This is a genomic window from Blastococcus saxobsidens (assembly GCF_002938435.1).
GTDB classification, from domain to species: domain Bacteria; phylum Actinomycetota; class Actinomycetes; order Mycobacteriales; family Geodermatophilaceae; genus Blastococcus; species Blastococcus saxobsidens.
In genome coordinates this window covers 39379-50514 of record NZ_POQT01000032.1, presented here as the reverse complement: position 1 = coordinate 50514, position 11136 = coordinate 39379, and the positions used below count along the sequence as shown (strand labels likewise).

The following is an 11136-nucleotide window of genomic DNA, read 5'->3' as shown; positions in this document are numbered from 1 at the left end:
CGCCACTGGCCGGCCAGCGCGCCGGTGCCGCTGCGGACGGCCGAGACCCCGGCGGCGCTCCCGCGCGGCAGCGAGCGGAGCGAGGCGGCGGTCAGCGCGCCGGCCGGGCGCAGGTCGGTGGCCGTGGGCAGGGGGAGGAGGACGGCGACGGGTCCGTCGTCGAGCACGGTCGCGACGGCGCCGGCGGCCGGCAGCCGCCAGTGCAGGGGCAGCCGCCCCCCGGCGGGGGCGAGCGCCACCAGCACCTGCGCCCCGTCGCCGGAGAGCTGGTCGGCCAGCCGGCGCTCGGCCTGCGCACGGGCACCCGGGCGTCCGGTGAGCGCGTCGGCCAGCGTCCGCCCCAGGTCCGCCGCCGGGCGGTCCGCGAGCAACCGGCCCGCCTCGGCGGCCAGCTCCACCGCCCTGGCCAGCGCGGGGTCGCCGTCGTCGTCGGGGTCGATCCGGCCGTCGTCGAGGAGCCACAGGTAGCCGTGGGTGCGCTCGTCGTGCCGCACGGGCAGCACGATCCGGGTGAGGATCCCGGCGGCCGCGTCCGCGGGGGTGCGCAGCGGCCGGGTCGTCGAGGCGATGCCGAACTCCTCGAACCAGCGCCGGGTCTCGGGGGCCGAACCCCGGGTCAGGATCGAGCGGGTGCGGACGGCGTCCATCGGGTCGACGCCGCTGTCGTCGTGCGCGCAGAAGGCAAGCAGCGTGAAGGTGGCGTCCTCGAGGGTGGCGGGCGCGGCCAGCACCCGCGACACCTCGTCCACCAGCTCCTGCAGGTCGTCCCGCACCGCCGCCCCCCTCCCTCCCCTGCGGTTGGTGCACGAACCGCCCTGCGGTTAGTGCACTTTCTGCCCTTGTACAGGTGTATGAGAGCAGAGGTGGGGAGTCCCGACATCTGTCCCTGGCCCCGAGGGGTGGGGATGCCTAGCGTTCAGGGTGTCGTGCCGACCCTCCGGGAGGTCCCGTGCTGCTCTCCAAGGCCCTGCTGGCCGCCGCGCGCCGCCCGGCGCTGCGCGCGGCGGTCGTCCGCACGCCCGCCACCCGCGCGGTGGTCGACCGGTTCGTGCCGGGGGAGTCCCTGGACGACGCCGTCGCCGCCGTCCGCGCCCTCTCCGCCCAGGGCGTCGCGGTGACGCTGGACCACCTCGGCGAGGACGTCACCGACCGCGCGCAGGCCGTGCGCAGCCGCGACGCCTACCTCGCCCTCCTCGACGCGCTGGCTCCGCTCGCGCTCGGCCCGGCCGCCGAGGTGTCGGTCAAGCTCTCGGCGTTCGGCCAGGCGCTGCCCGACGGCGGGCACGACGTGGCGCTGGAGCTGGTGCGCCCGGTGGCCGAGGCGGCGACGGCCGCCGGCACCACCGTCACCCTCGACATGGAGGACCACCGCACCGTCGACTCGACGCTCGCCGTCCTGACAGACCTGCGCAAGGAGCACCCCGGCACCGGCGCCGTGCTGCAGGCGATGCTGCACCGCACCGAGGAGGACGCGAAGGCCCTGGCCGTCGCCGGCTCCCGGGTGCGGCTGGTGAAGGGCGCCTACGACGAGCCGGACACCGTGGCGTACCGGCGGAAGAAGGACGTCGACGCCGCCTACGCCCGCTGCCTCGAACTCCTGATGGCCGGCCCCGGCTACCCGATGGTCGGCTCGCACGACCCGGCCATCATCACCCGCGCCCACGAACTGGCCGCCCAGCACTCCCGCGCCGCGGACTCCTGGGAGGTGCAGATGCTCTACGGCATCCGCCCCGACGAGCAGCGCCGCCTCGCCGCCGCCGGCACCACCGTCCGGGCCTACGTGCCCTACGGCGCCGACTGGTACGGCTACTTCATGCGCCGCCTGGCCGAGCGCCCGGCCAACGTCACCTTCTTCCTGCGCTCCCTCGTCACCCGCTCCTGAAAGAGGTCCCGACCATGGACGCCGTCACCCGCGTTCCCGCGCCGCACAACGAGCCGGTCCTCGGTTACGCCCCCGGCTCGCCCGAGCGCGCCGCGCTGCAGCAGCGCCTGGCCGAGCTGGCCGCCGAGCCGCTGGAGCTGACCAGCACGATCGGTGGCCGGCAGCGGATGGCCGCCGGCGAGCGCTTCGACGTCGTGCAGCCGCACCGGCACAGCGCCGTCCTCGGCACCGCGGCCAACGCCACGCACGCCGACGCGCAGGACGCCGTCCGCTGCGCCAAGGAGTCCGCCCCGGGCTGGCAGGAGCTCTCCTTCGACGACCGCGCCGCGGTCTTCCTGCGCGCCGCCGACCTCCTCGCCGGTCCGTGGCGGCAGACCCTCAACGCCGCCACGATGCTCGGGCAGAGCAAGACCGCCGTCCAGGCCGAGATCGACAGCGCCTGCGAGCTCGTCGACTTCTGGCGCTTCAACGTGCACTTCGCCCGCCAGATCCTGGCCGAGCAGCCGCAGTCCTCGCCCGGCGTCTGGAACCGCACCGACCACCGCCCGCTCGAGGGCTTCGTCTACGCGGTGACGCCGTTCAACTTCACCGCGATCGCCGGCAACCTCCCGACCGCGCCGGCGCTCATGGGCAACACCGTGGTGTGGAAGCCGGCGCCCACCCAGCAGTTCGCCGCCCACCTGCTGATGCGGCTGCTGGAGGAGGCCGGGCTGCCGCCGGGCGTCATCAACATGGTCACCGGCGACGGGATCGCCGTCTCCGACGTCGCCCTGGCCGACCGCGACCTGGCCGGCATCCACTTCACCGGGTCCACCCCGGTGTTCCAGCACCTGTGGCGCACCGTCGGGCAGAACATCGCCGGCTACCGCGGCTACCCGCGGATCGTCGGCGAGACCGGCGGCAAGGACTTCGTCGTGGCCCACCCGTCGGCCGACGTCGACGTGCTGCGCACCGCCCTGGTCCGCGGCGCCTTCGAGTACCAGGGCCAGAAGTGCTCCGCCGCCTCCCGCGCGTACGTGCCGCGCTCGGTGTGGGCCCGGCTCAAGGACGACCTGGTCGCCACCACGGAGTCGCTGCCGATGGGTGACGTCACCGACTTCTCCAACTTCATGGGCGCGGTCATCGACCGGAAGTCGCACTCGTTGCTCTCCGGCGTCCTGGACCGGGTCGAGGGCGACCCGGCGCTCTCGATCGTCGCCGGCGGCACCGCCGACGACAGCGAGGGCTTCTTCGTACGGCCGACGATCATCGAGGGCACCGACCCCGGGCACGAGGTCTTCAGCACCGAGTACTTCGGCCCGGTGCTGGCGGTGCACGTCTACGACGACGCGGACTACGACGCAGTCCTCACCCAGATGGAGTCGGCCGCGCCCTACGCCCTCACCGGTGCGGTCATCGCGCAGGACCGGGTGGCGATCGCGCACGCGCAGACGTTCCTCCGCCACGCGGCCGGCAACTTCTACGTCAACGACAAGCCGACCGGCGCCGTCGTCGGCCAGCAGCCGTTCGGTGGCGGGCGGGCGTCGGGCACCAACGACAAGGCCGGGGCCCCGCAGAACCTGATGCGCTGGACCAGCAGCCGGTCGATCAAGGAGACGTTCGCCGCGGCGACCGACCACCGCTACCCGCACATGGGGTGACGCGCCGGCCCCCGCCCTTCCGGGGGCGGCGCTACCGGGGCAGCTCGCGGACGATGTGGTCGGTCACCTCGTCGAGCGGCCCGGTGCCGGGGATCGTCGCGCCCGCCTCGTCCTCGCCCAGCGGCTCCAGCGTGCTGAGCTGGCTGATCAGCAGGCTCGGCGGCATGTACTGGTGGGTGCGGGTGGTGACCCGCTCCATGAGGACGTCCTGCGGCACGGCCACGTGCACGAAGAACACCGTGTCGTTCCCGGCGCGCAGCAGGTCGCGGTAGCTGCGCTTGAGCGCCGAGCAGGTGAGCACGCTGGACCGGCCGGCCCGCTGCCGCTCGGCGATCCACGCGGCCAGCTCCTCCAGCCAGGGCCGGCGGTCGTCGTCGTCCAGGGGGAAGCCCGAGCGCATCTTCTCGACGTTGGCCGCCGGGTGGTGGTCGTCGCCCTCGCCGAACTCCCAGCCGAGTCGCTCGGCCAGTGCACGGGCCACGGTCGTCTTGCCGGCTCCGGACACGCCCATGACGACGACGCTGGTGGGTCGCTGCTCCATGACCGGACCGTAGTCACTGCGCCGGCCAGTGCACCTCCGACCCCACGACGACCGCGCCGTCGGCGGGCCGGTGAGGGCTCAGCCGGCCGTCCGGCATCAGGTGCCGCACCGGCAGGCCCCGCCCGAGGACGACGACGTCGGCGATGAGCCGCCGGTGGCAGCGCCACCACACGCTCTCGCTGCACATCACGGCCACGGTCCGCCCGGCCGCGTCGCCCAGCACCTCGTCGAGCGCCGCGGCGAACTCCGGGGTGCGGGTGTGGGCCGCGTAGGCGGCGAACTGGGCGACCGTCCACCAGCCGTCGGCGACCGGCTCCCCGGCCGGCAGCGCGCGGCGCCCCCCGAGGCGCTCCTCCCACCGGTAGCCGATCCCCGCCTCCGGGAGCCATGCCGCGAGCGCCTCCCGCTGCACGTCGGGGTTGTTCCTGCTGCCCGGGAATCGGCGGACGTCGACCAGGAGCTCGACGCCGGCGCCGCGGAGGCGGGCGCCGAGCAGCGAGCAGTCCTCCGGGCCGTGGCCCACGGTCAGCAGCGGAGAGAGGACCACCCTTCCCCCCGCACCTCGCATGCTCGGCGCGGGCCCCTGAAGGGTGGCCGCCCCGGAATCGTCCTCTGGCATGCCACTAGCTTCGTGGCGTGACCGGGGGAGCGGCGGGGGGCCGGGCCGTGCTGTGGCGCTCCTGCGGGGTGCTCGCGCTGGTCGGGGTCACCGCCCTGGGCTTCGCCAGCTACTGCCTGACGCTGGCGTCGCTGCCCACCTACGCGGTCACGGGCGGGGCGTCGGAGAGCACGGCCGGTGTCGTCACGGCGGTCCTGCTCACCGTGACGATGGCGGTGCAGGTCGTGGTGCCGGCGCTGACGACGCGCTTCGGCGCCGGTCCCGTGCTCGCCGCGGGGCTGCTCGCCCTCGGCCTGCCGGCGCCGTTCTACGCCCTCGACGACGGCGTCGGCTGGATCTGCGCGCTGTCGGTCGTGCGCGGTGCCGGGTTCGGTGTCCTCACCGTGCTCGGCGCGACGCTCGCCACGCGGGTCGCGCCATCGGAGCGGCGGGGGGAGGCGCTGGGGGTCTACGGGCTGGCCATCGCCGTCCCCAACATGCTGGCGGTGCCGGCCGGCGTCGCGCTGGTCCTCGGCGGGCAGGTCGGCTGGCTGTCGTGGCTGGCTGCCTCGCCGCTGCTGGGGCTGGTCTTCCTCCCCGTACTCATGCGCTCGGTGCGCGCCGGAGAGGGGATGGCCACGGCCGGCCGTGCGGGTGCCGCGGTGCGCGCGGCAGTGGCGCCGTCGGCGGTGCTGTTCGTGGTGACCACCGCCGGTGGCGGGCTGGTCACCTTCCTGCCGATCGACCGTCCCGACGGACGGCTGGCGACCGTCGCTCTCCTGCTGTGGGGGTTGACCGGTGCCGTCACCCGCTGGCGGGCCGGTGTGCTCGCCGACCGGTTGGGCACCGCGCTGCTCCTGCCGGTGGCGCTGATGGTGGCGGCGGTCGGGGTGGGGCTGACCGGCGTCGGGCTGTGGACCGGATCGGCCTGGGTGCTGCTGGGCTCGGCGCTGTTCGGCGCCGGGTACGGCGCGGTGCAGAACCTCACGCTGCTCCGGGCGTTCGCCCGGGCCGGTGAGGGCGGCACGACGGCGGCCAGCGCCACGTGGAACGCGTCGTTCGACCTGGGGACGGCCAGCGGCGCCCTGCTCCTGGGCGTCGCGTTCGGGACCGTGGGGCTGTCCTGGACGTTCGTCCTGGTGGCGGCGGTGCTCGCCGCCGCGCTCCCGCTGGCCCGGATCTCCGCCCGTTCCGTCCCGGTGCGGGCCTGACCGCCGCCCGCCCGCTCTGGCGGCACCCGGGCATGGGAAGCGATACATGCGTTCTGGGCCCGAGAACGCATGTATCGCTTCCCATGCCCAGGGGGTCAGGGGAGCTGGGCGACGATGGCCTGCAGCGACCGGATGAAGAGGATCTCCTCGCCCGAGCGGCGCAGCCAGGTCCGCAGACCCTCCGGGTCGTCCCGGTGGGAGTCCCGCAGCTGGCCGAGCTTGAGCTGCCGGGTGCTGGCCTGCGCGCGCTGGGCGGTGGGCAGGACCCGGCCCTCGGCGCGGGCGATGGCGGTCAGCGCGGCGCCCACGAAGACGAGGTCCCGGATGTCGGTCAGCCCGGCGAGGAACTCGTCGGCGGCGTCGTCCGCACCCTCGGACAGGTTGGTGAGCAGGTGGTCGGCACGGCGGCGGCCCTCGGCCTGCGCATCCAGCGTGGTCACCCCACCACTGTCCCTGCCCGGCCGCGCCGGGTCACGCGAGGGGTGGCCCCAGCACATCCATCCCGTGCTGCCTCGCCGCCCCGACGAGGGCGGCCATGTCCGGTGGGCCGTCCGGAGGGGGTGGCAGGGTCATCGACCGGGCCGGCCGACCGGTCGCGCGCACGAACTGGTCGAAGCGGGCCGGGACCGCGATCGCGAGCAGGCGGGCGGTGGGTGAGTCGACCCGGAAGGTGTGGGCCAGACCCCGGGGCGCCCAGACGAAGCTGCCCGCCGTGGCGACCCAGGTCTGGTCGCCGACCTGGAAGGTGAGCTCCCCGTCCAGGACGAACCAGGCCTCGTCCTCCTCGTGGTGGACGTGCAGCGGTGGGGAGGAGCGGTGGGGGAGGAGCTGCTCCCAGACGGCGAGACGTCCGCCGGTGTCCTCGCCAAACGCCTTGAACGTCATCAGCGTGTCGAGGTGCCAGATGCCGGCTCCTGCTCCGGGGCCGGTCACGACGGGAGCGGGCGGGGTGCGTGGGATCTGCGTGGGGGTGGTCATGCGGTGAGCCTGCGACCGGCCAGGTGGGCCCGACATCCCTGGCGCGAGGGGTTTTCCCTGGTGTCCCGCGGCCCTATCGTCTCGACATGGCAGCGGCGGCCGTGGCGCGGGACCGGGTCGAGCGGCTCTGCCGGTCGGCCACCGATCCGTTGGCGCTGTACCGGGACGTCGTCCGGGTGCTCGGTCGCGCGGTCCCTTCCGATCTCTGGTGCGGCCTGCTCCTCGACCCGGCGACGGTCATGAACACCGGCGGGTACCACGACGAGGGGCTGCCGCTGGAGGTCCTGCCGCGGCTGCTGCAGCTGGAGGTGGGCAGCGACGACGTCAACCAGCTGCCCGCGCTGGCCCGCGCCCGCTCCGGGGTTGCCACCCTGCACCGGGGCACCCGGAACCGGCCGGAGCTCAGCGCCCGCTACCGCGACGTGATGGTCCCGGCCGGGGTGGGGCCGGAGCTGCGGGCGGTGCTGCGCGACCGGGGCAGGCCCTGGGGTGCGGTGATCCTCTTCCGCGAGACGGGGGCGCCGGACTTCACCGAGGCGGAGGTGGAGCTGGTCGCGGCACTCGCCCCGGACCTCGCTGCCGCCGTCCGGCGCACCCTGCTGGTCTCCGAGGTCGCCCACCGGGACGCCGAGGAGGGGCCGGGAATGGCGGTGCTGCGGGTCGACGGCTCGCGGATCCGCCTCGAGCTGGCCAGCCGAGCGGCTCAGGTGCTCATGGACCAGATGCCTGACACCCGCATCGACGGGCTGCCGGTCGGGGTGATCTCGCTGGTGTCCCGGTTGACGGCCGCCGGTGGACGGCGGCAGTCGGCTCGCGTGCGGCTCCGGACGGGCCGGTGGATGAGCGTGCAGCTCGACGTCCTGGAGCCGGCCGACCCGAACGGCGTCGAGCGGCTCTCCCTGGTCGTCGAGCCGGTGGCGCCCTACGAGCTGGCCGAGGTGATCGCCGAGGCCTATGGGCTCACCGCCCGCGAGCGGCAGGTGGCCCGGCTGGTCGTGTCGGGGAGCAGCAACCTGGAGGTCGCGGCCACGTTGTCGATAGCCCTGACCACGGTCCAGGACCACGTGAAGAACCTCTACGCCAAGCTGGGGGTCGGCAGTCGGCACGAGCTCACCGCCCGGATGTTCTTCGACCAGTACCTGCCGCGCCAGCTGTCCCGGCTGCCGGTCGGTGGCGACGGCTGGTACCTGCCGGCGCGCCCGCACCGCTGAACCACGGGTCCAGCGGTGCAGGACGGGCGAGGAACCGGACCGTCAGGCGTCGCGACGCCGGAAGACCAGGTAGCCGATCAGCCCGACGGCGGCGAGCTCGGCGCAGAACACCCCGAAGCCCACCCAGGGGTCGAGCAGGTTCGGGTTGAACGACACCGGCGTCGCGACGGCTCCGCCGGCGTTGCCCGGCATCAGCTTGGTGGCCCACTCGCCCCACGCGCCGGGGAGCAGGACCACCATGTTGCCGAGCACCAGGATCAGCGCGAGGACGATGGACAGCGCGGCGGCGGTGTGCCGGACCAGGAGCCCGACGGCGGCGGCGAACAGCCCGATCCCGGCCATGTAGAGGCCGCTGCCGAGCAGTGCGCGGAGCACGCCGTCGTCCCCGAGGCCGAGGCCGATGCCCTCCTGCTCGAGGAACCAGTTGCCGCCCAGGTAGCCGAGGACGGCGGTGACGGTGCCGACGACGAACAGCGTGCCGGTGAGCACGAGCGCCTTCGCCGCGAGCACCCGTGCACGGTGCGGGGTCGCGGTCAGCGTCGCCCGGATCATCCCGGTGCCGTACTCGCCGGTGACCACGAGGGAGCCCAGGACGATGGCGGTGATCTGGGCGATCGTCATCCCCCAGGTGATGAACGAGCCGGCCGCCTCGCCGGCGGAGCCGTCGGCGAGGTCGTCGGCACTCGTCGCGCACACCAGGACGGTCAGCCCGGCGCCGAGGACGACGAGCGCGACGATGGACCAGGCGGTGGAGCGCACCGACCAGAACTTGATCCACTCCGCGTGGAGGGTGTGCGTGAAGCCGGGCCGGCGCACCCCCGGGACGTTCCGGTGGGGGTCGAGGGCGACGGTGTCGATCATCGGGGGGCTCCGGCCGGGGTCTGCTGCCGCGCGGAGTACTCCACGCTGGTGGCGGTGAGGGTCATGAAGGCGTCCTCCAGGGAGGACCGGACGAGCGTCAGCTCGTGCAGGAGCAGGCCGCTGCGGCCGACGAGCTCGCCGACCGCGGCGGCGTCGAGACCCTGCACGCGCAGCTCGTCGCCGTGGACGGCGACGTCCAGGCCCTGGGACCGGAGGAGGTCGGCCACCTCGCCGCGCTGGGGGCTGGCGACCCGCACGTAGGAGGCGGCGTGCTGCGCGATGAAGTCGGCCATCGAGCAGTCGGCCAGGATCCGGCCCCGCCCGATGACGACGAGGTGGTCGGCGGTGAGCGCCATCTCGCTCATGAGGTGGCTGGAGAGGAAGACGGTCCGGCCCTCGGCCGCCAGCCGGCGGGTGAGGGTGCGCACCCAGCGGATGCCCTCGGGGTCCAGGCCGTTGACCGGCTCGTCGAGGACGACGACCGGCGGGTCGCCCAGCAGCGCGACGGCGATGCCCAGCCGCTGCCCCATGCCGAGGGAGAAGCGGCCCACCCGCTGGCCGGCGACGTCGGTGAGGCCCACCATGTCGAGCACCTCGTCGACGCGGCGGACCGCCAGGCCGTTGCTGGCGGCCATCCAGCGCAGGTGGTCGCGGGCGGAGCGGCCCGGGTGCAGGGCGCGGGCCTCCAGCAGCGCGCCCACCTGGCGCAGCGGCGCGGGGAAGTCGGCGTAGCTGCGGCCGTTCACGGTCACGGTGCCGGCGGTCGGGCGGTCCAGTCCGAGCAGCATGCGCATCGTCGTGGACTTGCCGGCGCCGTTGGGGCCGAGGAAGCCGGTCACCCGGCCGGGGTGCACGGAGAAGGAGATGCCGTCGACGGCGGTGCGGTCGCCGTACCTCTTGGTGAGCCCCTGCGCCTCGATCATCGCGGGGCTCCGGGGAGCGGTCGGAAGGTCATGGCCGAAGCCTGTCGAGCCGGCGCTGCCCGGACCATCGGGGAGCGCCCTGATCGGACCCTGAAAAGTTCCCTCAGCAGGTCAGGCGCTGCGGGCCAGTGGGGTGCCGGGTCGCAGCTCGCGGCGCAGTGCCCGCGCGGCGGCCTGCCCGGCGCGGTTGGCCCCGATGGTGCTGGCCGAGGGGCCGTAACCCACCAGGTGCACCCGCGGTTCGCCGGCCACCTGGGTGCCGTCCATCCGGAAGCCCCGGCCGGGTTCGCGCAGCCGCAGCGGGGCGAGGTGACCCACGGCGGCGCGGAATCCGGTGGCCCACAGGATGACGTCGGCGGGGACGGTGCGACCGGCCTCGCCGTCCGCCGCGTCCCATGCGACGCCGTCGGGCGTGATGCGGTCGAACACCGGCAGCCGCTCGAGCACCCCGCGGTCGAGGCCGTCACGGACGTAGGGCGTCGAGGTCAGCAGGCCCGTGACGCCCACGACGCTGCCGGGACGGCGGCCCTCCCGGACGGCCTGCTCGACCGTGGCGACCACCTCGCGGCCCACGTCCTCGTCGAAGGGGCCGTCCCGCCAGACCGGTGGGCGGCGGGTCACCCACGTCGTGGAGGTGACGCGGGAGATCTCCGCGAGCAGCTGGGTCGCCGACGCGCCCCCGCCCACCACGACGACGTGCCGGTCGCGGAACTCCTCGGCGTCACGGTAGTCGACGGTGTGCAGCTGGCGGCCGCGGAACAGCTCCTGGCCGGGGTAGCGCGGGACGAACGGGCGGGTCCAGGTGCCCGTCGCGTTCACCACCGCACGGGCTGTCCAGTGGCCGCGGTCGGTCTCCACGGTGAAGGCGCCCTGCCCGGTGCGCCGGACGGCGGTGACCCGGACCGGGCGGACGACCGGCAGCTGGAAGCGGTGCTCGTAGTCGGCGAAGTAGGCGGGGACCGACTCGACGGCGGGGGCGTCCTCGCTGTCCGGTCGGAACGGCAGCCCGGGGAGGTCGTGGACCCGGTGCGTGGTGCCGAGGGTCAGCGAGGGCCACCGGTGCCGCCACGCCCCACCCGGGGCCGGCTCGCCGTCGAGCAGCACGAACTCGCGGCCCCGCTCGAAGCCCTGCCGGGCGAGGGCCCAGCCGGTGGCCAGGCCGGCCTGACCGGCGCCGATCACCACGACGTCGACGTCGCGGGGGGTGGGGGAGCCGGTCACATGAGGACCAACCGCCGGTGCCCGCGTGGGCTTCCCGGCGGCCGGCGGGGGCCCGGAGGCCACCGGGTCC

At 74.8% G+C, this 11136-nt stretch carries 12 protein-coding genes; 4 read left to right on the top strand and 8 right to left on the bottom strand.

Features of this window, described 5'->3' with window-relative positions; translation table 11 throughout:
* The coding region (locus tag C5507_RS17185; RefSeq protein WP_104529723.1) for a PucR family transcriptional regulator at nucleotides 1-773 on the bottom strand (773 nt) is incomplete at its 3' end.
* Nucleotides 774-949: 176 nt separating this feature from the next.
* Here C5507_RS17185 and C5507_RS17180 point away from each other — a divergent pair.
* A complete protein-coding gene (locus tag C5507_RS17180) occupies nucleotides 950-1882 on the top strand; it encodes a proline dehydrogenase family protein (RefSeq protein ID WP_207225632.1) in 933 nt (310 codons plus the stop codon).
* Between the two features lie 14 nt (nucleotides 1883-1896).
* Nucleotides 1897-3522 (top strand): L-glutamate gamma-semialdehyde dehydrogenase, encoded by a 1626-nt coding sequence (pruA, locus tag C5507_RS17175; protein ID WP_104529722.1) that lies wholly within the window; start codon nucleotides 1897-1899, stop codon nucleotides 3520-3522.
* Between the two features lie 31 nt (nucleotides 3523-3553).
* Here the strand turns inward: pruA and C5507_RS17170 are convergent, their stop codons facing one another.
* On the bottom strand, nucleotides 3554-4063 hold the full coding sequence (locus C5507_RS17170) for a gluconokinase (protein ID WP_104529721.1): 510 nt from the start codon (nucleotides 4061-4063) through the stop codon (nucleotides 3554-3556).
* A gap of 13 nt (nucleotides 4064-4076) precedes the next feature.
* Nucleotides 4077-4610 carry a DUF488 domain-containing protein gene (locus C5507_RS17165; RefSeq protein ID WP_242610913.1) on the bottom strand — a complete coding sequence of 178 codons (534 nt, stop codon included), beginning with the start codon at nucleotides 4608-4610 and terminating at the stop codon, nucleotides 4077-4079.
* An 89-nt stretch (nucleotides 4611-4699) separates the two neighbouring features.
* Between C5507_RS17165 and C5507_RS17160 the strand changes: the two genes are divergently transcribed.
* The gene (locus C5507_RS17160) at nucleotides 4700-5872 is read left to right on the top strand and encodes an MFS transporter (protein WP_104529719.1); all 1173 of its coding nucleotides are present in this window, start codon (nucleotides 4700-4702) and stop codon (nucleotides 5870-5872) included.
* A 95-nt stretch (nucleotides 5873-5967) separates the two neighbouring features.
* Here C5507_RS17160 and C5507_RS17155 read toward each other — a convergent pair whose 3' ends face one another.
* Together C5507_RS17155 and C5507_RS17150 are read right to left on the bottom strand one after the other, a co-directional pair.
* Complete coding sequence (locus C5507_RS17155; protein ID WP_104529718.1) at nucleotides 5968-6312, bottom strand: hypothetical protein; 345 nt, start codon at nucleotides 6310-6312, stop codon at nucleotides 5968-5970.
* A 31-nt stretch (nucleotides 6313-6343) separates the two neighbouring features.
* Nucleotides 6344-6850 (bottom strand): cupin domain-containing protein, encoded by a 507-nt coding sequence (locus tag C5507_RS17150; RefSeq protein ID WP_104529717.1) that lies wholly within the window; start codon nucleotides 6848-6850, stop codon nucleotides 6344-6346.
* Nucleotides 6851-6936: 86 nt separating this feature from the next.
* Here C5507_RS17150 and C5507_RS17145 point away from each other — a divergent pair, with 86 nt between their 5' ends.
* Nucleotides 6937-8061, top strand: coding sequence for a helix-turn-helix transcriptional regulator (locus C5507_RS17145; protein ID WP_104529716.1), 1125 nt, complete (start codon nucleotides 6937-6939; stop codon nucleotides 8059-8061).
* A 42-nt stretch (nucleotides 8062-8103) separates the two neighbouring features.
* Here the strand turns inward: C5507_RS17145 and C5507_RS17140 are convergent, their stop codons facing one another.
* The 3 genes from C5507_RS17140 to C5507_RS17130 form a co-directional block, all read right to left on the bottom strand.
* Nucleotides 8104-8922: an ABC-2 transporter permease gene (locus tag C5507_RS17140; protein WP_104529715.1), complete on the bottom strand. Its 819-nt coding sequence runs from the start codon at nucleotides 8920-8922 to the stop codon at nucleotides 8104-8106.
* Complete coding sequence (locus C5507_RS17135) at nucleotides 8919-9845, bottom strand: ABC transporter ATP-binding protein (protein WP_104529714.1); 927 nt, start codon at nucleotides 9843-9845, stop codon at nucleotides 8919-8921. The genes C5507_RS17140 and C5507_RS17135 overlap by 4 nt, the downstream gene beginning before the upstream one ends.
* A 111-nt stretch (nucleotides 9846-9956) precedes the next feature.
* Nucleotides 9957-11066, bottom strand: coding sequence for an NAD(P)-binding domain-containing protein (locus C5507_RS17130; protein WP_104529713.1), 1110 nt, complete (start codon nucleotides 11064-11066; stop codon nucleotides 9957-9959).
* Nucleotides 11067-11136 lie beyond the last annotated feature (70 nt).